Annotated in this window: 20 protein-coding genes; 17 read left to right on the top strand and 3 right to left on the bottom strand. The window is 53.5% G+C overall.

Translation table 11 applies throughout. From position 1 onward, the window contains the following. Positions 1–34 precede the first annotated feature (34 nt). Positions 35–313 carry a CsbD family protein gene (locus tag BLU57_RS16225; RefSeq protein WP_090317921.1) on the bottom strand — a complete coding sequence of 93 codons (279 nt, stop codon included), beginning with the start codon at positions 311–313 and terminating at the stop codon, positions 35–37. Positions 314–605: 292 nt separating this feature from the next. Between BLU57_RS16225 and BLU57_RS06225 the strand changes: the two genes are divergently transcribed. The 6 genes from BLU57_RS06225 (at position 606) to BLU57_RS06250 (ending at position 5242) form a co-directional block, all read left to right on the top strand. Further along, entirely contained in the window at positions 606–2414 is a 1809-nt protein-coding gene (locus BLU57_RS06225; protein ID WP_090317924.1) for a c-type cytochrome, read from the top strand. 24 nt (positions 2415–2438) lie between these two features. Continuing rightward, a complete protein-coding gene (locus tag BLU57_RS06230) occupies positions 2439–2873 on the top strand; it encodes a VOC family protein (RefSeq protein WP_090317927.1) in 435 nt (144 codons plus the stop codon). Further along, positions 2870–3091, top strand: coding sequence for a hypothetical protein (locus tag BLU57_RS06235; RefSeq protein ID WP_090317930.1), 222 nt, complete (start codon positions 2870–2872; stop codon positions 3089–3091). Before BLU57_RS06230 ends, BLU57_RS06235 begins: the two co-directional genes overlap by 4 nt. Further along, positions 3042–3578 carry a GFA family protein gene (locus BLU57_RS06240; RefSeq protein ID WP_256206184.1) on the top strand — a complete coding sequence of 179 codons (537 nt, stop codon included), beginning with the start codon at positions 3042–3044 and terminating at the stop codon, positions 3576–3578. The genes BLU57_RS06235 and BLU57_RS06240 overlap by 50 nt, the downstream gene beginning before the upstream one ends. Positions 3579–3602: 24 nt before the next feature. After that, positions 3603–3959, top strand: coding sequence for a hypothetical protein (locus BLU57_RS06245; protein ID WP_090317936.1), 357 nt, complete (start codon positions 3603–3605; stop codon positions 3957–3959). Between the two features lie 173 nt (positions 3960–4132). Then, on the top strand, positions 4133–5242 hold the full coding sequence (locus BLU57_RS06250; protein ID WP_090317939.1) for a hypothetical protein: 1110 nt from the start codon (positions 4133–4135) through the stop codon (positions 5240–5242). Positions 5243–5442: 200 nt separating this feature from the next. Here the strand turns inward: BLU57_RS06250 and BLU57_RS06255 are convergent, their stop codons facing one another. After that, complete coding sequence (locus tag BLU57_RS06255; protein WP_090317941.1) at positions 5443–6246, bottom strand: hypothetical protein; 804 nt, start codon at positions 6244–6246, stop codon at positions 5443–5445. 248 nt (positions 6247–6494) lie between these two features. Between BLU57_RS06255 and BLU57_RS06260 the strand changes: the two genes are divergently transcribed. The 11 genes from BLU57_RS06260 (at position 6495) to BLU57_RS06310 (ending at position 21160) form a co-directional block, all read left to right on the top strand. Next, positions 6495–7781, top strand: a complete 1287-nt coding sequence (locus BLU57_RS06260) for an NAD(P)/FAD-dependent oxidoreductase (RefSeq protein WP_090317944.1) — start codon at positions 6495–6497, stop codon at positions 7779–7781. Between the two features lies 1 nt (position 7782). Beyond that, the gene (locus BLU57_RS06265) at positions 7783–7983 is read left to right on the top strand and encodes a YgaP family membrane protein (protein ID WP_090317947.1); all 201 of its coding nucleotides are present in this window, start codon (positions 7783–7785) and stop codon (positions 7981–7983) included. A gap of 162 nt (positions 7984–8145) precedes the next feature. Then, complete coding sequence (locus tag BLU57_RS06270; protein WP_090317949.1) at positions 8146–9540, top strand: TolC family protein; 1395 nt, start codon at positions 8146–8148, stop codon at positions 9538–9540. Between the two features lie 10 nt (positions 9541–9550). Beyond that, a complete protein-coding gene (locus BLU57_RS06275; RefSeq protein ID WP_090317952.1) occupies positions 9551–10639 on the top strand; it encodes an efflux RND transporter periplasmic adaptor subunit in 1089 nt (362 codons plus the stop codon). Next, positions 10639–13908 (top strand): efflux RND transporter permease subunit, encoded by a 3270-nt coding sequence (locus BLU57_RS06280; RefSeq protein WP_090317955.1) that lies wholly within the window; start codon positions 10639–10641, stop codon positions 13906–13908. The genes BLU57_RS06275 and BLU57_RS06280 overlap by 1 nt, the downstream gene beginning before the upstream one ends. Positions 13909–14194: 286 nt before the next feature. Then, positions 14195–15460 carry a glutamate-5-semialdehyde dehydrogenase gene (locus BLU57_RS06285; protein ID WP_090317958.1) on the top strand — a complete coding sequence of 422 codons (1266 nt, stop codon included), beginning with the start codon at positions 14195–14197 and terminating at the stop codon, positions 15458–15460. A gap of 59 nt (positions 15461–15519) precedes the next feature. Further along, complete coding sequence (gene lpdA, locus BLU57_RS06290) at positions 15520–17256, top strand: dihydrolipoyl dehydrogenase (RefSeq protein WP_090317960.1); 1737 nt, start codon at positions 15520–15522, stop codon at positions 17254–17256. Between the two features lie 68 nt (positions 17257–17324). Further along, the gene (locus BLU57_RS06295) at positions 17325–17723 is read left to right on the top strand and encodes a hypothetical protein (protein ID WP_090317963.1); all 399 of its coding nucleotides are present in this window, start codon (positions 17325–17327) and stop codon (positions 17721–17723) included. 149 nt (positions 17724–17872) lie between these two features. After that, positions 17873–18634 (top strand): ATP-dependent zinc protease family protein, encoded by a 762-nt coding sequence (locus BLU57_RS06300; protein WP_090317967.1) that lies wholly within the window; start codon positions 17873–17875, stop codon positions 18632–18634. Then, entirely contained in the window at positions 18634–20184 is a 1551-nt protein-coding gene (locus BLU57_RS06305; protein ID WP_090317970.1) for an inactive transglutaminase family protein, read from the top strand. Before BLU57_RS06300 ends, BLU57_RS06305 begins: the two co-directional genes overlap by 1 nt. Beyond that, positions 20147–21160 (top strand): alpha-L-glutamate ligase-like protein, encoded by a 1014-nt coding sequence (locus BLU57_RS06310; protein WP_256334375.1) that lies wholly within the window; start codon positions 20147–20149, stop codon positions 21158–21160. The genes BLU57_RS06305 and BLU57_RS06310 overlap by 38 nt, the downstream gene beginning before the upstream one ends. A gap of 10 nt (positions 21161–21170) precedes the next feature. Here BLU57_RS06310 and BLU57_RS06315 read toward each other — a convergent pair whose 3' ends face one another. Further along, positions 21171–22835, bottom strand: a complete 1665-nt coding sequence (locus BLU57_RS06315; protein WP_090317976.1) for a GGDEF domain-containing response regulator — start codon at positions 22833–22835, stop codon at positions 21171–21173. Positions 22836–23169 lie beyond the last annotated feature (334 nt).

The raw sequence follows: 23169 nt of genomic DNA on the forward strand, positions 1-23169 counted from the left end.
CGCGATTCGCCGGTCCTGTTGAGCTTTGCTCGTGTCATTTACCTTGTTCAATATCTTGCTTGAGGTCACCATAACCCTTCTGGGCTTTGCCGACATTTTTCTGAACATTGCCTTCCGTTTGCATTTTTTTATCGTCCAGTATCACGCCAGTGGCTTCCTTAACTTTACCTTCGGCTTCATCGATTCTGCCGTCTACTTGGTCTTTATTCATCGGCGCGGGCACGTGGCTTTTTTCTGCATTCACGGCAAATGCGCAAAAAGTCAATACGATGACGGTCACTAACTGAGTACATTTCATTTTATTGAATTGCATGTTTTTTCTCCCTGAGAAAATAATTGAAATCAGGAATTTCTCCTGAAAACTTTTCAGCCGCAACCGGATAGTTGCAACCCGGGCGTGAATTACTTATTCCACTGCCCGGAAGTTACATTACAATCATCTTTGAATTGGATCTGTACAGTAACGCACATATACACAGGATAAAATCAAAAAAACCGGTTAATCCGCTCCCGATGCGCCATCAAAGCCAAGCGGCAACCGGCCCGCGCTGAGAAATGCCGCACAGCCTGGAGCCTTCTATACAACCTCACGACAAGGAATGTCCATGAAAAACCGGATCGCTGTTCTGTTTGCCCTATCCGCCATCACCCTCGCAGCTTGTAGTTCGCATCCATTGGAAGCCCCTTCTCCTCCGGCCTATGTCAGCCCGGTGCCGGATAACTGGCCGCAGGCGCAAGCCAAAATAGTGCAGAAAAAAGCGGACTATCTCGAGTCGCATCAGGTCGCTTACGACTGGTTCGGCAATTTTGCTTTCAGTGAAGCCGACGGCATTCCCTATCTGGTCTTGAAACTGTTGCCGAAACTCGCGCCGGAACTGTGGGGCAGCGAAGAGAATTTTCTCGACGCGGTCGGCCTGTTCATCGACGAACGGCAAAAAACTTTCCCGGTCGCGCGTGGTATCGGTTTTAGCGGCTTATCGCGGGCCGAAGCGCAAGGCAACATCGACTACGCCTCGTTTACTTGCGGCGCTTGCCACATTGGCCGCGTACGGCTGGAAAACGGACAAATGGATTACCTCGACGGCGGGGTGAATGCTTCGTTCAACATTGTGCAGTTCCGCGTCAAAGCATACCAAACCCTGCAAAAAGCCTACGCGGGCAAAACCGGCGATGACCGCTACGCCGTGTTAACGCAAAAACTGCTGGACACATTGGATGCCACGCATCAGAAAAACCCGAATTATTTTTACAACAATTACCAATCCGCGGGCAGAAACTTTGACGCGAATTACGAAGCGGCGCAGATTGCACTGTTCAAGAAAACCGCCGGGCAAACGGTGAAAAAATATGCGCAACGCGTCGAAGCCGAATACGAAGGCTTTGGTGCTTTGATCGCCAAAAACTACCCCGGTCTTGAATCCGCGATGATCGCTGGATTTCCTGGCATGGCCGACGCCACCGGCTTGAGCGCGATCAATGGCTATATCGGTTTGCGCAGCACACCGATATTGAAATGGTTTGCTGGTATCGTCCTGCCGCCGGAGCCGGGCATTACCGATTTCATGTCGGTCTGGGAACAAGACAAGCGCCTCGCCAGCTGGGATGAAAGTCATAAACGGCTGATCAACGGCGGCGGGCAATGGAACGGCAATATACCAATGCCAATCTACCGCAACTTGGTCGCCATGCTGACACTGGGCTTGGAACAGACCGACGTGCGCGTCGCCGCATTCGCCGAGGAATTGCTCGATGGCCTGCCCGCCAGCCCTTATCCCTTTGCAGTCGATATTGCATTAGCTAAAAAGGGACAGGACTTATTCGCCGAACACTGCGCCGATTGCCATCAGCCGAAAAACGGCAAGGTCTACGACAACCTCGGCACCAGCATGAAACGGGCTTACGTGGTCGGTGCAGTGCTGAACTACGCTGCGCGCAAGGGGTTGTACGACAACTGCTCCCCGGATACCACCATCCGGCTGTACAACAAAGACATTAAGCCTTGCGCCGAGTTTGACGGCGTCTCGCTGGCCGGTAAAAAAGACTTGCTGATGTCGCCCAACAGCGAACACCACGGCTACAATGCGCGGCCGTTGAGCGGTGTGTGGGCGCAAGCGCCGTATTTGCACAACGGCACGGTGCCGACGGTTTACCATCTGCTGGTGCCGGAAGAGCGCCCGGCCAGTTTTGTCAAAAGCCGCCTCGATTACGACCAAAAACTGCTCGGTTTCTCCTGGAACTCGCAACAGACAAGCGGTAAAGAAGAAGGTTATGTGTTCCAGACCAACGCGGTTCCTGCGTTGAGCAACAAAGGTCACGACAAGGATATCGTCGAAGGCAAGAAAACCTACCGTCTCAACTGGTCTGGCGACAAGGACGGCGCGTTTGCGATCATTGAGTATCTAAAAACTTTGTAACGCTCAGCAAAAGGAGGAATCATCATGGCCAGCCCTTTAATTCAACCGTATTTGATGTTCGGCGGGCGCTGCGAAGAAGCGCTCGAATTCTACCGCACCGCACTCGGCGCGCAAGTCGACATGCTGATGCGCTTCAGCGAAAGCCCCGATCCCACGCCACCCGGCATGTTGCCGCCAGGTTTTGAAAACAAAGTCATGCACGCCAGTTTCCGCATCGCCGGTAATGTGCTGATGGCTTCGGACGGCTGCGAAGTGGGAGCGCAATTCAAAGGCTTTTCACTGTCGATCTCAGTCGCCACCGAAGCCGAAGCGGATCGTTATTTTTCCGCGCTATCCGACGGCGGCCAAGTGCAAATGCCGCTGACCAAAACTTTCTGGTCGCCGCGCTTCGGCATGCTCACCGACCGCTTCGGCATCGCCTGGATGATCAACGTCGTCAGCAACGAACACGCCGCATGAATTTCCGCATCCTGGCCACAGCCTTCGCTACTGCCGCTCTGACGGTTGCAACCGGCTGCGCTACTCAGCAACTCTACTCCACCGGCCAAGCGTGGCAACGCAACCAATGCACCCGGCTGGTGGATCAACAGGAACGCGAGCGCTGCATGGCCAATGCCGGTGCTTCTTATGAAACTTATAAGAAACAGTCCGATCTGGAAAACACGCAAGGAAAGTAACGATCCGGTAGCCGGACACTTCCTGTTCATAGACGAAACCTTCAAGGAGATTCCCATGGATCAAAAGGTATACAAAGGCCATTGTTTTTGCGGCGCGGTTGAGTTCACCGTAACCGGTGAGCCGGACGCGATGGGCTATTGTCATTGCGAATCCTGCCGGCATTGGTCTGCCGGTCCGGTCAACGCTTTCACGCTGTGGAAACCCACAGCCATGCAAATCACGCGCGGCGCGGAAAACATCGACACCTACAACAAAACACCGCAAAGTTCACGCAAATGGTGCAAAACATGCGGCGGCCACATTTATTCCGAGCATCCCGGCTGGAATCTCATCGATGTATTTGCCCCCATTCTGCAGAATTTTTCGTTCCAACCGGCCATTCACGTGCACTACCAGGAATCCGTGCTGCGCATCGCGGACGGATTACCCAAGATGAAAGACGTTCCGAAGGAAATGGGCGGCTCGGGCATCAGCATCGCGGAATAAAACCCGGTTTTAGCGTTGAAGAACATGACTCTGAACTTTGAAACAATGAGCGAACAGCAGATTCTGGCGATCGCCGATCCGATCATGGACAATTTGATGGAAGCCTCAACGCAACGCGATCACGCCCGGCATGTCCGCGATTTCACCGGTCGATTGAAAGCCATCGTCACGCCGGACTATCTAGAATGCGTCTGCCAGCAGTACCAAACGGAGAAAGGCTACTTCACCACCCGCACCCCCATCGCCGTCCTCCGCCGCCCGGATTCGGTAGCGATCATCTGGAAACAACACTTCACGAAAGCACCCGGCGAATTTGTCGCGGAAATGGTGCTGGTGCACCGGGATGGCCGGTATTGGGTGGATCATGTGATGGTGTTTTGAGATTCGCGTGAAATCTGCAGCTGATTATGGCTCTGGCAAAGTTTGTTATGATGAGAGCTGAATGAATGAATGAATGAATGAATCAAACCCTATGAAACGTAAAGATATCATATGACGCATACAATGACAGATCACATCTGTCGTGATCTCTAATTCTAGTTAACCCACAACAAATGTCGCATACACACTTCACCAACCAGATTGCGAAAACCGGTTTCGTTCTTGAGAACCGCATCGCGCAGGAACTGAAAGCCGCGAAGTGGACAGTCATTAGCAACAGGTATTACGTTGATGATGCTGAAGAGTCAGTTCGTGAGATTGATTTGATCGCGTATCAAGCGACTCGAGTTCAACACTTTGACGTCTACACGACACTTATCATCAGCTGCAAGAAGAACGAGACAAATGCTTGGGCGCTCCTGGCAAGAGACATCGATCTGAAAGATCCTAACTCCGATTGGCAGCCGCTCCATGCATGGTCAAACGATAAGGCTCTTGCCTATCAGCTATCTAGTGCAGGCTTCGCTAAACGCTATCACGATGGAATCGCAAAACATGGAGTCATCACAGCCCTTCAGACTCCCGCGGTAGAAGTCTTTGCATTTCAAGAAATGAAGAGGGATTCCGGTGTTCCGCAGAACGACAAAAACATTTTCACAGCGGTAACATCGTTAATGAAGGCACAAGCCTATGAGCTTGGCGCATTGCCACAACGCAAGAAGACACCGGCCATCTATCAGTTCAACTTACTATCGATTGTTGACGCAGATCTCTTTCGCCTCATGTTCTCCGGTCGCTCTATTGAGGCCATCGCGGTGGAAAGCGAGCACTACATTGCGCGTTACATCATCAAGAAGCGCGAAACCTTTTCAAGAATACGATTTCTTCACGCCAATGCTTTCGCAGGCGCACTTCCAGATTACAGCACCCTACACTCGGCAAACTGTCAGTGGTTCGGCTCCGAATGCGATGCTTTCTATCGAGATATTGCGAAAGACGGCAATCGCCTGAATATCCTGTTGGAAGAATTCCGCAAACAGGCTGCCTGGGAAATCAGGTGGCCTCTTTTCCACAACAATATCAAGGCACCTGATGCTGCGTCCATCAACCTTTACTGGAATAGATCGGGCGACTCATTGAACATATGGGCGCCTTTCGGAACAGAGGGCGCAAGCCTTCTGAATGGAAATGTGAAGACCAAGAAGGTCGTTGCAGATACACTTCAATCTATCTATCGGTACTCTGGCCCTTTTGTGTTTGAAGATGATGATATTCACTTTTAGCACAATGCGAGCTAATCCATCGTTGCAAGTGACGCTCCCGAATGTTCCGATGGGTAAATGGTTAGTTGAAGTAGAGATCCGAGACGTAAATAGAAACACCCATTGCAACTTAAAACTCATTTCATCTTAAAGACTGGCGATTAGCACGACTCAAACATCACCTTATGCCCGCAAGAGGAATCAAGTCATAAACAAAGCATCTAACGATGCCGAGGAAAACCGTGACTATGCCCACCGCCGCCACGGCCTTTACCGAATAGTATCGCAACGGCGACAAGCGCAACGATAGCAACGCCCGCCACTACTTTTCTCCAGTCAACAACGGTTTTATAGAGCTGAAAATCCTCGCGCCAGCGCATGCGTTGCCATAGCTCATCCGGCCCCAGGGCGTGGGGTTGTCCGATGGCATCCGGCGTGACGGTAATTTTTTGATCCGCCCGGACAACCACGAATTTCCCGGTATCCTCCCGCGTCATCACTTCGATCGTGCCACTGAGCACCATGATGCTGGTTTGCTGTTGCGACACGTTGATTTGCAGGACTGCGTTTTGGGCTTGTATCCTGGCATGCAGTGTCTCGATGTCATGCAGACAACTCGATGTGTCGGCGTACGCTTTGCCGGCATTGAATCGGTCGATGCGTATCGAGCAGGTTGAATCCGATGCTTTGAATTCAATGCGCGCGCCGCTTTGCATCCCCGAGCTTATGAACGCGTTATTCTTTACCGGCGCGGAAACTTTTACTTGATCGCCATTCAGCAGCACACTCTTGCCCGACGCATAGAGCGTTCCGATGACGGCATCGCTCGCACTGGCGTTGTGATGAAAGCGAACCCCCATATTCTCGTCTTGCTCCCAGAAACCGCTACTTTCAGCAAAATTCCTATCCTGAATGGGCACGGTTTTACAACCGGAAAGCAGCAGAACGGCTAGTACAAGGAACAACCAAGTTTGAATGTGCACACCCAGCTTGCAAAAGAATGATTTACTTTCAGCAATGTTCATTTTGCTTCTCCTTTCAGCCGTACTTTCCACACGAATTTCCGATGGGATCACTGTAGTGTGAGTTGTCTGAATCGAGACTGAATGAAGCACGGAGCCCGATAGGAAATTATTGCTCTATCATATTATCTTTTTATATTTTGTTATATAATTAATTGACGAATGGTCGAGTAGTAGTCTTAAATAAACAAAGCTCCAGTTTGGTCCCATGCGGTTGGGGATAATGTTCAATAGCATTCAAGGAGGCAGACATGGCACGTATTGTTATTTTGGGTGCGGGTATCGGCGGTGTACCGATGGCTTATGAAATGATGGAAGTTGCCGGTCAGCATCATGAAGTAATCGTGATATCGGATTCGCCGACGTTCCATTTTGTGCCGTCGAATGTCTGGGTCCCGCCCGGGTGGCGCACGGCGGAAGAGTTGAAAATCGAGCTTGCGCCCGTGATGCAAAGTAAGGGTATCACGTTCATTCAGAAAGCGGCATCATCCATCGACCCTGACAACAATCAAGTGATCCTCGCGGATGAATCCGCCGTGGCCTACGATTTCCTGATCATCGCGACAGGACCGCGGCTAGCATTCGATGAAATTCCAGGATTGGGGCCGCAGGGTTATACCTCATCGGTCTGTCATGTCGACCATGCCGCCGTTGCCGCGAAAGACTGGCGCAAATTTATCGAAAATCCCGGTCCGATTGTTGTCGGCGCGGTTCAGGGTGCCTCTTGTTTCGGCCCGGCGTATGAATATCTGATGGTTCTTGAAACCGAATTGCGTAAAAAGAAAATGCGCGACAAAGTGCCGATGATCTTTGTAACCTCGGAGCCTTATATCGGCCACCTCGGGCTAGGCGGTGTCGGCGACACCAAGGGTTTGCTGGAAAGCGCCTTGCGCGACAAAACCATCAAATGGATAACGAATGCCCGAGTCGACAAGATTGAACCTGGGATGATTTTTGTGACCGAAGTCGACGAAGACGGTCACGACAAAAAAAAGCACGAACTACCCTTCAAACACTCCATGATGCTGCCCGCCTTTACCGGCGTCGATGCGGTGCGCCATGTCAAGGCGCAAGGTCTGGTGAATCCGCGCGGTTTTGTTCTAGTGGATGAATATCAGCGCAACAAGGCTTACAAAAATATTTATTCGGTCGGCGTCTGTATCGCCATTCCGCCGATTGAAAAAACACCGCTGCCGGTCGGCGCACCCAAAACCGGGTATATGATCGAATCCATGGTAACCGCGGTCGCTCATAACATTGCCGAAGAGCTGTCCGGCAAGGAACCGTCGCACAAGGCGACATGGAATGCCTTATGCTTGGCCGATTTTGGTGATACCGGCGTGGCTTTTCTGGCGCAGCCGCAAATTCCGCCGCGCAATACCACATGGTCTTCGGAAGGAAAATGGGTGCATCTGGCGAAAATCGGTTTTGAGCAATATTTCATGCGTAAAATTCGCAAAGGTATCACTGAACCCTATTATGAGAAATTAATCCTCAAACTGATGGGACTTACCCGGTTAAAGGAAAAAGGTGAATAAAATGACATTGGATAGAGCAGTTATGGCAGTTGCGGGCAGCTTTATTTTATTGAGTTTGTTGCTGGCTCATTTTCATTCCAATAACTGGCTGTGGTTTACTGCCTTTGTCGGCACAAATTTGTTGCAATCGGCATTCACAGGATTCTGCCCGATGGCCATGTTCCTGAAGAAATTGGGGGTTAAGCCGGGGAGCGCGTTCTGATCGCTTGCGTGCCGTTCCGTTGAAACTCGAATTGGATGAAAATGCGCGGAAACGCAAAACCAGAGAACAAAAGCTTTCTGCTTGCCTGCTGTTTGTACTGAGCCGGTTCTATTTTTTCCGGCCGGGTGATAACGTCGGCTGGTTGCCGCTTCTACGTGAGATATGCCAAAAATAATTCAAAACAAGCTGGTATCCATCCTGATATTGATCGCGATGTCATCGCATTCGGCGGCAAACGAGAATACGGTTTTCGGGCCGGATACCAGTGCAGTGGCTGCGAAAAAACCAGTTGCGCAGGTATTTACGCTCGATCAGGCCATTGATTACGCCTTGGCCAACAACCCCGACTTGCAGATCGCCGCCGAACGCATCAAACAGGCAGAAGCCCGCCTGGGCATGGCGCTTTCCGCGTTTTACCCGCAGATCTCGGCGCGGGCCAGTTACGAGAACTCCAACAATCCGGCGCAGGTGTTTGCCATGATCGTGGCGCAGCGGGATTTTGATGCCAATGCCATGCAGAACATCAATAGCCCGGGCTACCGGCAGAATTTCCGCCCGGAAATCATCGGCACGATGTCGCTTTTTCGCGGCGGACAGGATTATCAGAAAAGCAAAGCAGCCGAACTGGGCATCGATGCCGCCGAATTCGAGCGCTCGACCGTGAGAAATGCGCTGGTGGAAGCGGTGACGGTTTCTTACTACGCTTATCTGGCGGCGCAGGAAGCGCTGAAAGTCGCGAAAGACTCGATCCATGCGATTTCTAGCGAACTCAAACAAACCAAACTGCAATACGAAGCGGGAACAGCGTTGAAATCCGAAGTGTTGTCCTTGGATGTCAAACTGGCCGAAGCGCAAGAAGCCGAAATTAGGGCCGCCAATGCCATCGAACTATCCAAAACCAGCATCGCCAATCTGCTCGGACTGGAGCATTCCATGGCGTTTGCTGTTGCCGCAACATCCAAACTGACCAAACCTCAGCCGACCGGATCGTTTGACGAAATGCTTGAGCAGGCGCTGGCCAGACGCCCGGAAATCATGGCGGCGGCCAGGCAGGTGGAAATCAGCGAGCGCGAACTCAAGGCCGAGCTAGGTGCCTATCTGCCCAAGGCCGATGCGTTTGTCAGCTACGGCCAGAACAGCCAATCGCCCGGCTTTTCCGGGCAGAAGGACAATGTCACTGTCGGAGTCGCCGTGGAAATGAATCTGTTTTCCGGTTTCAATACCAAACAGCGGGTCAGTGCCGCGGAAAGAAAGGCGAAGGAAATGCGCGAAATGGAGCGAAAAACCAAGCTGGCCATCGAGCAGGAAGTCAAAACCGCTTTCTTGAAACTGCAAGAAGCATTGACGCGGCTGCATGTCGCCGAAACCTCGGTGCAGGCGGCTGAAGAGGCGCAAAGACTGGTGCATGAAGAGCGTCGGGCCGGAATGACGACGGTCACGCGCTACATCGAATCCGAAACCGCTCGCAACAAGGCGCAGTCCAGTTCCATTGCAGCGCATTACGATGCATTGAGCGCGGAAATGGCGCTAAAAAAAGCAGTCGGTAACTGGAAATAAAGGAGCGCCTATGTTTTCGGCTCATGGACAAAAAAATACCGGAAGAATCATTACAGCTGGCGCGGTAACACTGGTGTTGATCTTACTGCTGATTTACATGCAGGGCGGTTTTATCGGCAAGGTGACACCGGGAACGACGCCGCTGACCCGCGAAGCGGATCCGCCGCCCGGGCTGACGGCAGCCGTAACTGAACAGCAAGTGGGCGACATACTGGCCTGGCCCGGCGTGGTGAAATCCAGAACCGTCGCCGATATCGCGCCCAGATTGACAGCCCGGATCGTCGAAATCAAAGTCAACGCGGGCGATACCGTCAAGAAAGGCGATGTAATCGCCCGTCTGGACGAGCGCGATCTCAGGGCGCAAGAAAAAGCGGCGCTTGCCGCGCTGGCGGGTGCCAATGCGCACGCGGTGCGAAGCAGCGCGGACAAGCAGCGCATCAGCAGTTTGTACGAAAAAGAAGCGGCGACGCGCGAACGTTATGACGCCGTTGTAGCGCTCGCAAAGGAAGCGCAGGCAAGCGCCGGCCAGGCAAGCGGCGCGTTGAATGAAATCCGGGTGCGGCTGGCCGACACGCTGTTGCTGGCGCCTTTCGACGGCATCGTCGTTAAACGCCTGAAACAGCCGGGAGACATGGGAATGCCGGGCGTTCCGGTGGTGACGCTACAGGTGCCGCGCGGTCTCAGACTGGAGGTCGAGGTACCAGCCGCCTGCGCCGGAGCGTTCCATCCCGGAGAATCGGTGGTGGTAAGGATCGATACGCTCGATCAGACTTTCAGCGCAACGATCGACGAAATCATTCCGGAAATGGATGCCCATACGCACTCGCAACTGATCAAAATCGCACTGCCTGCGGTTGAAGGTCTGAAACCGGGGCACTTTGGCTGGCTGAAACAGGCTTGCGAAGAACATACCGCATTGCTGATACCGGCCAGCGCCGTGCAGTACCTCGGCCAGCTGGAAATCGTCCGGGTGCTGTCCAACGGGCGGCAGTCCACGCGCCATATCCGCACCGGCAAAACCTTTGGCGACCGGGTCGAAGTCATTTCCGGTTTGCATGCGGGCGAAATCGTCATGTCCGATCCCCGGCAGGCACAGTGATGGACAATGACAATAAACAGAACGCCAGACATGGTCTGACGACCCGGATCGTTAAGGTTTTCACGACCTCCCAGCTTTCCATCCTGTTTCTGATCATCTCGATGCTGGCGGGCGCGGTTGCGCTGATACTGACACCGCGCGAGGAAGATCCGCAAATTGTCGTGCCGGTGATGGATGTGCTGCTCGAGTACCCCGGCGCGTCGAGCGAAGAAGTGGAAAAACTCGCGGCCACGCCGCTGGAAGTGTTGCTGAAGCAAATCGAGGGCGTGGAATACGTGTATTCCGTATCCCGGCCCGGCACCGCAGTAATCACCGTGCGTTACTATGTCGGCCAGAATTACGAGAACAGCCTGATCAAAACCTGGAACAAACTGCTGTCCAATCAGCATCTGATTCCACCGGGTGTGACCGGCTGGCGGGTTAATCCGGTCGAAATTGACGATGTGCCAATCGTCTTGCTGACGCTGTCGCCGCAAAGCGGTCAGCATGATTCCATGGCATTGCGCCGCGTTGCCGATGAACTAATTGTCGCATTCAGGAGCATCGACAATGTGGGCAAAAGCTGGGTAGTCGGCGGTGAGCAGCGGCGCGTATCAGTTCATGCCGACCCGGCGCGGCTGGCCGTGCATGGCGTTACCTTGAACGAGATCGTGCGGGCGCTGGCTGACACCAATGTCAATCTGCAAGCCGGCCGATTTGAACGCGGCAACCGCGAAATTCTGCTCGAGGCCGGTCCGCATTTCACTTCGTCTGCGGAAGTCGAAGCCGTCGTCGTCAAAAGCATCGGCAACCGGCCGGTCTATCTGCGCGATGTCGCGCGCGTCGTCGACGGCCCGGCCGACGTCAGTCATTACACGCGCATCGGTTTCGGTCCGGCGGTGGAAAACATGATCACGGCCGGACAGGCAACCGGCGCGCAACCGCACACCGGGCAGGAGCGCCAGATGGTGACGCTCGCCATCGCCAAGCGCAAGGGCAGCAATGCCGTTACGGTGGCCGATGCCGTGCTGGCCATGGCGGGCAAGCTGCACGGTACGCTCGTGCCGCAGGATGTGTTACTGACGGTGACGCGGAATTACGGCGAAACCGCCAATCACAAGGTCAACGAACTTGTCAAACATCTGTGTTTCGCGATTGTGATCATCATGGCGCTGCTAGCATTCTCGCTCGGCCCGAAGGAAGCATTCATCGTGTCAATTGCAGTACCGATGACGCTGGCGCTGACACTACTGCTCGATTATCTCACCGGGTATACCATCAACCGGGTCACGCTGTTTGCGCTGATTCTGTCCCTGGGGCTGCTAGTGGACGATCCGATCGTCGACGTCGAAAACATTCACCGCCATTACCAATTGCGCAAGGAATCGCCGCTGGATGCCCTGCTGACAGCGGTCGAGGAAGTCAGGCCGCCGACCATACTGGCGACATTCACCGTCATCGTTTCCTTCCTGCCGATGTTTTTCATTACCGGTATGATGGGACCGTACATGGCGCCGATGGCTTTCAATGTTCCCGTGGCCATGCTCATTTCGCTGATCGTGGCCTTTACCGTCACACCTTGGGCCAGTTACAAACTGTTACAAACCGATTATCACAAGCCGCAGCATGAAGCGCCGGCGGAATTCAAACAAACAGCGGTTTACCGCATGTATCACGCCACATTGCACCCGCTGCTCGCGACACCCGGGCGGGCACGGCTGTTCCTGCTGATCATTCTGGCCGCCTTTGCGGCTTCGGTCATGCTGGCGGTTACCCGAGCCGTGCCTCTGAAGCTGCTGCCGTTCGATAATAAAAACGAGTTGCAGATCGTCATCGACATGCCGCGCGGCTCGACGCTGGAACAAACCGACGAAGCCGCGCGCGCGCTGGGACGCTATCTCGCCACCGTCAATGAAGTCACCGATTATCAAACCTACACCGGCACGGCTTCGCCGATGGATTTCAACGGCATGGTGCGGCGTTACTATCTGCGCGATAGCGGTTATATGGGCGATGTCCGGATCAACTTGATGCCCAAGGATATGCGCAAGCATCAATCGCATGAAATCGCGCTGCGCATCCGGCCCGAAGTGGAAAAAATTGGCAAGCAATACGGCGCCAGCCTGAAAATCGTGGAAATCCCGCCCGGTCCGCCGGTGCTGGCCAGCGTGGTGGCGGAAATCTACGGCCCGCCCGAGGCCCGCATTGCCGATCTGGTGCAAGTCACCCGGCGCGTACGCGGCGATATCGAGACCATCGAAGGGGTTGTCGATACCGATGATTTTTCCGAAGCGTTGCATGACAAGATTCATTTCCGGCTCGACCGCGAAAAGGCCGCGTTGTCCGGTGTCAATGCCGCACAAGTTGCGGAAGCGTTGCGCATAGCCGCTGCCGGGCATGTGGCCGGTATCGTGCATGCGGATACCGAGCGCATGCCGCTGGAAATCGTGCTGCAACTGCCGCGCGCACTGCGCTCCTCCGCTGCCGATCTGCTGGCGCTGCGGGTAAAAAATGTGCAAGGCGCCTTGATCCCTTTGAGTGAAATTGTCACGCCGGTGCCATTACACGCCGACCAGCCGATCTATCACAAGAACCTGCGCCGAGTGCATTTCGTCGTGGCCGAAATGGCGGGGCGCAGCCCGGTCGAAGCCATTTTCGATCTGCAGGATATTCTGGCCAAGCGGCCGCTGCCGGAGGGTTATTCCGTGGAACTCGCCGGTGAAGGGGAATGGAAAATCACCGTCGACGTATTCCGCGATCTCGGTCTGGCTTTTGCGGCCGCACTGGTGATGATTTATATCCTGCTGGTCGGCCAGACTGCTTCGCTGACCATGCCACTAGTCATGATGATCGCCATACCGCTGACGATCATTGGCATCATGCCGGGTTTCTGGCTGCTCAATTGGGTCATGGCTTCGCCCATCGAAGGTTATCCCAATCCGGTTTATTTCACCGCCACGGCGATGATCGGCATGATCGCGCTGGCCGGCATCGTGGTGCGCAATTCCATCATTCTGGTCGATTTCATTGAGCGTATCCGCGCGCGCGGCGATGTCACGTTGCCGGAAGCCTTGATCGAAGCCGGTGCGATCCGCCTACGCCCCATTTTCCTGACCGCCGGTGCCGCGATGCTCGGCGCGTTCGTGATCATTCTCGATCCGATTTTCTCGGGGCTGGCCTGGAGTTTCATCTTCGGCATCTTCGCCTCAACATTATTTTCCCTGCTGGTTATTCCGGTGGTCTACTTCCTGATTCACAAACGGAATGGCAGTCATATTGCAGTCCGATAATTCCGGATGTGTCATTGACTCGATCAACCAGAGCGTTTTGATCCGGTTTTTTATTTTCTTGCCTGCGTCAAGAAATTAGTTTCCGCCGCACGCAGCAAGCGTTGAAACCCGGTCCCGTGAAATTCTTCAGCAATCCGGAATTACCGGCAGACATCGATTCTTATCCATTTTTTGCGCAAACATTCTCTTGTAAATCGCCGCACCCGTTGCAGCTTCTACACTCGCCGCCATCTTGTACTATAATGCCCCACTATCCGGAAATTCATATCCTTATCAAACGAAAGCCATGAACACCATAGACATCAAAAGTTACATGCAATCCGTCGGACAGGAAGCGCGTGCGGCATCGCGGTTGGTTGCAAAAGCGGATACGGCGGCGAAAAATCGCGCGCTGACGGCGATGGCGCAGGCCATCCGGCGCGACGAAGCGCTGTTGCTGGCGGCGAACGCCAAGGATCTGGACAATGCGCGCGCCAAAGGCTTGGAGGCGTCGATGATCGACCGTCTGACGTTGTCGGCCAAGGGCGTGGCGACGATGGCGGAGGGTTTGTTGCAGATTGCCGCGTTGGCCGATCCGGTGGGCGAAATCAGCGGACTGAATTACCGCCCGTCCGGCATTCAGGTGGGGAAAATGCGCGTGCCTTTGGGTGTCATCGGCATCATTTACGAAGCGCGTCCGAACGTTACCGCCGATGCTGCAGGGTTATGCCTGAAAGCCGGTAATGCGGCGATTTTGCGCGGCGGTTCGGAAGCAATTCACAGCAATCAGGCGATTGCCGCGTGCGTCAAGGAAGGTTTGCGTTCAGCCGGTTTGCCGGAAAGCGCGGTACAGGTGATCGAAACCACCGACCGCGCAGCGGTGGGTGAGCTGATCACGATGAAGGATTTCGTCGATGTCATCGTGCCGCGCGGCGGCAAGGGGCTGATCGAACGCATTGCCAACGAGGCACGCATTCCGGTGATCAAGCATCTGGACGGTGTTTGCCATGTCTACATCGACGATCAAGCGGATTTCGATAAAGCGATCCGCATCGCCGACAACGCCAAAACGCAGCGCTACGGCACTTGCAATACGATGGAGACGTTGCTGATCCACGAAGGCATTGTAGAGAAAATTCTGCCCGCGCTGAGCAAGATTTATTTCGACAAGGGCGTTGAATTGCGCGGCGACGCAGCGGCGCGCGGCATCGTTGCGCAAATCAAGGAAGCCACGGAACAGGATTGGTACGAGGAATATCTTGCGCCGATTCTCAGCATCCGCGTTGTCGACGGATTGGATCAGGCGATCGATCACATCACGAAATACGGTTCGCAGCACACCGATGCGATCGTCACAGAGAATTACACGCACGCACGGCGTTTTCTGCGCGAAGTCGATTCCAGCTCGGTGATGGTCAATACCACGACACGTTTTGCCGACGGATTTGAATACGGTCTGGGTGCGGAGATCGGCATTTCAACCGACAAAATCCACGCACGCGGCCCGGTCGGTCTGGAAGGATTGACCAGCCAGAAATTTATCGTGCTGGGCGACGGCCAGCTGCGGCAGTAACCCGCTGCCAGCCGGTTTGATAACGCGTAAGCCAACGCTCATTGCAGCCAAAGGATGTCATGACGCAAGTTGTTGAAATAAAAATTCCCGATATCGGCGATTTCAAGGATGTTCCGGTCATCGAAGTGCTCGTTGCGCCCGGTGACAAGGTTGAGAAGGAAACTTCGCTCATCACGCTGGAAACCGAAAAAGCTTCGCTGGAAGTGCCCGCGCCGCAAGCCGGAGTGGTGCAAGACATTAAGGTCAAAGTCGGCGATAAAGTGTCGGAAGGAACTGTCATCCTGACGCTGGCAGCCACAGCGCAATCCACGCAAACGGCGCGTCCCCAAACAACAAGCGCAGCGCCGGAAAACGCGCCATCCGCACCCGTGCAGCCCATCGGACCAAGCGATATGCACGCCGATGTCGTGGTGCTCGGCGCGGGACCGGGCGGTTATACCGCCGCTTTCCGCGCGGCCGATCTGGGCAAGAAAGTCATCTTGATCGAACGTTATCCAACACTCGGCGGCGTGTGCCTGAATGTCGGCTGCATTCCGTCGAAAGCGTTGCTGCACGCGGCGAAAGTCATTACCGACGCAGACGAAGCGACAGCGCACGGCATTGTGTTCGGCAAAGCGCAGATCGACCTCGACAAGCTGCGCAGCTGGAAAGAATCGGTCATCGCTAAGCTGACCAAAGGATTGAAAGCGCTTGCCAAGCAGCGCAAAGTCGAAGTTGTGCACGGCAACGGAAAGTTTGTCACAGGCCACAGCATTCAGGTCGAAACGGCGGAAGGTTCGAAAACCATTTCGTTCGAGCACTGCATCATCGCCGCTGGTTCCAGCGTCACGCGTATTCCCGGTTTTCCGTACGACGATCCGCGCCTGATCGATTCCACCGGCGCGCTGGCGCTGAACGATGTGCCGCAGCGCATGCTGATTATCGGCGGCGGCATCATCGGCCTGGAAATGGCCACAGTTTATTCCGCGCTGGGCAGTAAAATCAGCGTGGTGGAATGGATGGATCAATTGATTCCGGGCGCCGATCCAGATCTGGTCAAACCGTTGCACCGCCGCATCGGCAAACGCTATGAAGCGATTTATCTGAAAACCAAAGTCACCAAAATAGAAGCCGCCGAAGCCGGGTTGACCGTTACTTTTGAGGGTGACAAAGCACCGCAGCCGCAAACGTACGATCGCATTCTGCTGGCGGTTGGGCGCCGTCCCAATGGGCGCGAAATTGGCGCCGAAGCAATCGGCATTCAGGTCAACGAACGCGGATTTATCCCAGTGGATCAGCAGATGCGCACCAATCTGCCGCATATTTTCGCCATCGGCGATATCGCCGGTGAACCGATGCTGGCGCACAAAGCCACGTACGAAGGCAAGCTGGCCGCCGAAGTGATCGCCGGACATAAAGTAGCTTTCGACGCACGCACCATTCCGTCGGTCGCGTACACCGACCCGGAAATCGCCTGGATGGGATTGACCGAGAAAGAGGCGATCAAACAGGGTATCGATTACGAAAAAGCCGTCTTCCCTTGGGCTGCCAGCGGCCGCGCGATTTCGATGGCGCGCGAGGAAGGCTTGACGCAACTGCTGCTGGATAAAACCACGCGCCGGATACTCGGCGCTGGCATGACCGGCATCAACGCCGGTGAATTGATTGCCGAAACCGTACTGGCGCTGGAGATGGGCGCGGACATGCAGGATCTCAGCCTGACCATCCATCCGCATCCGACGCTATCGGAAACCGTGCTGTTTGCTGCGGAGATGGCAGAAGGAACTATTACCGATCTTTTCCTACCCAAGAAATAGCCTTCTGCACCGGCACTGACTTCCCGTTCCGATCCCATAATGAACTCTTACTTGTTACCGCATTGATCATGATCTCAAAAAAAACCTTTCTGCTTTTATCCGCATGGCTGATGGTCTTAACCGGATTCATCGGCCAAGCATGGGCAACGCATATATCCCAGCCCATTCTGACCGATCCCAAGACGCACTATGCCGCCGGTGAAACCGTCATTCTGCACGGCAGGGTGGACTACAACGAACAACCGGCACCCGATGTTTTGCTCAACTTTAAATTAACCCGTGCTGACGGATCGGTAGCTGCCGATCAATCCTATCCAAGCGATCAAAACGGGCTATTTGAATTCAAATTCGATACCCGCAACGAAAAAGCGGGCAGTTATCAATTCACGGTAACGTCACACTGTCTGGAAATTCACCGCTACGCCTGCACGTACAAAAACCAGACCTTATCTATCCAACTACAATAACAGAGCACACAATTATCTTGCCGATAAACCGCTGTATCCGCCTTATTGACGGACATTGCAATGAGGCATCCGGCACAACCGGCCCGCTTTACGGGTACCATTTATTCAGCAGTAATGCCATACTCTCGAAGAATTAGAAAAACACGGTCATGAGAATCGCTCATTTATACAACTTCACTCAAATTTCCGGCCATTGCTTAATCATACTGCTCGCGTGCTTCATGCTATCCGCTTGCAATCCGCAGACCGATCCATTATCGGAACGCGAAGCCCGCGTCAATGCGCGCGAATCCGAACTGGTCACATTGTTCGCTGAATTGGTCGAGCTGAAAAAATCGCTGGAAAAAGATCAACCGGACAAACATTCCGTTGGCGAAAACAATCCTCGCGCCCCCAATGTGGATGGCTGCGTTTGCGAGAATACGGAAGCATCCTCTGTTCTGAAAGACACCGGAAAAATCGACGCAAAAACCGTGCTGGGCGGCATAGAAATGGTTCATCTTGATCCGCCTGGCCTTGAATTCAGCGCACGTATCGATACCGGCGCGCAAACATCGTCGTTAAATGCGCTGGATATTGTCGAATTCGAACGGGATGGAAAACCCTTTGTAAAATTCAATTTAATTCACCCCCAAACTGGGGAGAAAATAGAACTCACCCGGCGTCTGCGCCGTTACGCGCGCGTCAAGGAGCTGAGAAGCCAAGAATCGCAGCGGCGTCCGGTGGTCAGAATGCGCGTGATACTGGCCGATATTGATGAGCAAATCAATTTCACCTTGGAAAATCGCAGCCGGTTTAAACACCAGGTGCTGATCGGACGCAACTTGCTGCAAGATCTGGCCATTGTCGATGTCAGCAAGAAACCCGATTCCGTTACAGCCGATAATTCCGCAGACGCCACGACAAAATAATGTATGCCAAATTAAGACTCTATATTGTAGTCATCCTGCTCCTGGGATTTGGGATCGGCTTGACCTTGTACAAGCATTTCGCTTTGGGGTTTCCGTTATCGCCGGATGACAAAAAATCGGTTTGGACCATCGAAGCCAGAATCGATTTTGTTGCACGCGGCGATCCCGTGATCGTTTCCTTCGCACTGCCGCCGGAAACACCGGATGTTGTTTTCATGGAAGAGGATTTCGCTTCATCCGATTACGGCTTCAGCGAATTGACTTCGCCATCCGGACGGCGTGCACAGTGGAGCAAGCGGGTGGCATCCGGCTTGCAGACGGCTTATTATCGCCTGAGCATGTACGAAACCGGACAGATCGCTCATCCGGCTATGGCGGCGGACCTTCCGTCCGAACCGGAGAAGCCCGAATTTGACGAGGTGCTGAAAACTGCGGCCACTACATTGCTGGATCAGGTACGTAGCAAATCCGCCAATACCGAAATTTTTACCCGGGAACTGATCACCACATTAAATTCCAAAGCGCCCAGCCAGAACTTGAGTTTGCTGATAAACGATCAATCCAGCGAAGATTACAAAACGCACTTGATCATCAACTTGCTGGCGCTGGAAGGTATCAGTGCACGCATTGTGCGCGGCTTGTACTTGGAAGACGGCCGCCGCAGACAGTCGCTGACCAATTTTGTGGAAGTGTATATTGGCAACGAATGGTTGTTGTTCAACCAAAACTCGGGAAAAAGCGGAAAACCGAAAAAATTTCTGGTTTGGCAACGCGGCGACCAATCTCTGCTGGATGTGGTCGGCGGTAAAAACTCGCAGATATCCTTTTCCATCATCCGCAATGTTCATTCCACCCGGGATCTGGTGGTACGCGACAGCATGAACAAACAAGCCGGTATCATCGACTTTTCCATTTACAGCCTACCGATTGAGCAGCAGAACGCGTTCAAAATGATTCTGTTACTCCCGATCGGCGCGTTGATCGTGGTCATCATGCGCTTGCTGATCGGCCTCCGCACGTCCGGCACGTTCATGCCGATCCTGATTGCATTGGCACTGATACAAACCACGTTGCTCACCGGTATCATTATTTTTCTGACCGTGGTCGGCACGGGATTGCTGATCCGGTCTTACCTTTCACGCTTGAATTTATTGTTTGTTGCGCGAATCTCAGCGGTGATCATCGTCGTCATCGCCATTATGGCGAGTATCAGCATCCTCAGTAACAAACTCGGGCTCGATCAGGCCATGACCGTGACGTTCTTCCCGATGATCATTTTGGCATGGACCATTGAGCGCATGTCGGTGCTGTGGGAGGAGGACGGCCCCCGGGAGGTTTTCATCCAGGGCGGCGGCAGTTTGTTGACTGCGGTTATTGCTTATCTATTCATGACCAACCGGACGATTGAATACTTAACCTTTAATTTTCCCGAGCTGATGCTGGTCAATCTGTCGCTGATCCTGATTCTCGGACAATATACCGGTTACCGGTTATCCGAGTTGTACCGTTTCCATGCCCTGGAACGACGTAATGTTGCTGGCAAGCGCTAAGAAACTCAGAAGTTTCGGCATCATCGGCATGAACCAAAGAAATTTTGGTTTGATCTCGCGCTATAACCCGCGCCATTTATACCCGCTGGTCGATGACAAGTTAAAAACCAAACTGCTGGCGCAAGAAGCCGGGATCACCGTGCCCAAATTGCTCGGTACCGTGCAGTATCAGCATGATGTGAAATCGCTGAAGGAAATACTGCATCCGTACAGCCAGTTCGTCATCAAACCGGTCAAGGGCAGCGGCGGTAAAGGTATTCTGGTGATTACCGAACATGACCATAATCTTTACTTCAAGCCCAGTGGCGATGCGATGCAGCTGGCCGATATCGAACGGCATGTATCGAATATTCTGAGCGGTTTGCATAGCTTGGGCGGCAAGCCCGATACCGTGATGATCGAATCGCTGATCCAGCTTGACCCGGTTTTCTCCGACTACAGCTATGAAGGCATTCCTGATATCCGCATCATCGTGTTGCGCGGTTATCCCATCATGTCGATGTTACGCTTGACCACTCACGCCTCCGATGGCAAGGCGAATCTGCATCAGGGTGCGGTCGGCGTTGGCATCGATATCGGAACAGGCCGCGCATTACACGCGGTGCAGTACGGCGAGTCCGTCACGCACCATCCGGATACGCGCAAGACTTTTTCCGAATTGACCGTACCGCATTGGGATAAGCTATTGCAATTGGCCGCCGCTTGTTATGAGATGACCGGTTTGGGCTATTTGGGTGCGGACTTGGTGCTGGATAGGGATCAAGGGCCGATGATCATCGAGCTCAACGCCCGCCCCGGGCTTGCCATTCAGGTGGCTAATCGTACCGGTCTGGCGCCGCGTGTTGCAGTCATCGAGGCGATCAAAACCATCGATCCCGATCCACAATCCCGCGCCGCCTTCAGTAAGCGGCAATTCGCCTTCGATGCGGATATCCGTCCCCCCCGCTTGCTGCGTACCCGCAGCGATGACCGGTAACTACGCGGACTCAATCCCCGGCATTCACAATCACCTTGTTGCGCCCTCTTTGTTTCGCCTGATAAAGCGCTTTATCGGCTGCTTCGCTCAGGCTCACGGCATCAGAAAAATGCGCGAGATCGGCAATCCCGCAGCTGAAATTGACCGAAAACTCTTCATCGTGGCTCAGATGCAGCAAGCGCGAGAAAACTGTGCGTATCTCATCGATTACTTTGGCCGCCGATGCCGCATCAGTATCGTTCATGATCACGGCGAATTCCTCGCCGCCATAACGCCCGACGATATCCGTTTCGCGCAAGCGCTGTTTCAACAGCCGCGCCAGGCTCTTGAGCACACGATCGCCTGCGGCATGTCCGTAGGTATCGTTCACTTTCTTGAAGAAGTCGATATCCACCATCGCCAGTGAGAGCGGCGAATTCAGACGGCTGGATCGTATCACTTCGCGCGCCAATTCTTCCTTGATCGCGGTGTGATTGAGCAAGCCGGTTAAACCGTCATGAATCATCAGCGAACGCAAAAAGCGCGCGCGCGTCGCCCGTGTCGTCACTGCCGAAACCAAATGCCCGGCTCCGATCGGTTTGACCAGAAAATCATCACCGCACAGACTCATGGCTTCCGCTTGCGTATTGAAATCATTTTCCGAAGAAAGATAGACGATCGGCGTGCTCAGAAAACCATCGATTTGCCGGATGACCCGCGCCAGTTCAACACCGTTACAACCCGGCATATACAAATCCATCAGAATCAGATCGGGATTGAAATCATTCAATGCGCCCAGCAGTTTCAGCGGTTCGACCACGGTTTTCACCAGCATCCCGGCTTGTTCCAGTATTGCGGCATGGTACGCCAATATGGTTTGGCTATCGTCCACAATCAGAACCCGGAACGGCTCCTGAATTTGCGACGCTGTAATCAAATCGAGTTGATCGATCAATTCAGTGGAGTTGATCGGTTTGGGGAAATACGCCACGCCGCCGGCACGCACGGCACCGAGCCGGTACGCCATAGCGTCGTGCGTTGAGATAAAGATCACCCGAGCCGGTTGCGCCAGCTCTTTCTGAATCTGTTCCATGATCAGAATCCCGCCCATTTCATCTTCCGGAAACTCAACATCCATCAGAATGATGGCATCGGGCCTAAGCTGCACGGCAGTGCGGAATTTATCCAGATGGTTGAATACTTCCACTTCGTAACCGTAATAGCGCAGTTGCAGTGCGAGTTCCTGCGCGGCTTCGGCATCCGCTTCCACGACATATATCAGACTGGATGCTTGCCCATGCGGCAACAATGCGCTTTCGTCATGGGCTGATGAAGCGGCGTCCTGTGTTTGCTTGGATTCCTGCTCGATAGAAATCCGCTTCAAGGCATCGATCTGCTGCAAAATCCGGCTCGATTGCGAATCGTCTAACGGGGTCGTAACCTGCAATAGGCTTTTCAGGATTTTTTCCAGCGCACGTGCTTCCGTACTCAGTTCCGGGTAACCGAACGTTTTACCATTGCTGACCAAATGGTGCACAGAGCGATGCATTTCCTGCAAAGCTTTGCTATCCCATTCCGATCGCAGCTTTTGCCATAGAGATTCAATTTCACTGATCCGGTGCGGCAGCTCTTGCGCAAATGCAGCCAACACCAAACGCATCCTCTCCTGAAATTCTTTGTGCTCTTTAGTAATCATGATAAGGTATCCAATCCTGCCTACTCGTTGCAGTTTAATGCATAGGATTTATGTCTCTGTGATAAAACCTGCCGTGCCGCGGCAGTCAGAGCAAAAGCATCCATTGCGGGTTAACGTTTCTTACGATCTTTATATCTTTTGCAGCCAGTGTATTCAAAAAAAGGAAATTCAATCTCACAATCTAACCCCTAAAAGTCGATCACTAAATTAATTTACTTTTAAATTTCATTAGCATCATATAGAGAACTGAAAGTGAAATGTCAAAATCATCTCTATCCGGGCTTTTTTATCATCGGTTAATGCGCTCGTCACCGTTTTTACCCAATTCCCTGCG

It is taken from the genome of Nitrosomonas oligotropha (genome assembly GCF_900106555.1).
GTDB classification, from domain to species: Bacteria; Pseudomonadota; Gammaproteobacteria; order Burkholderiales; family Nitrosomonadaceae; genus Nitrosomonas; species Nitrosomonas oligotropha_A.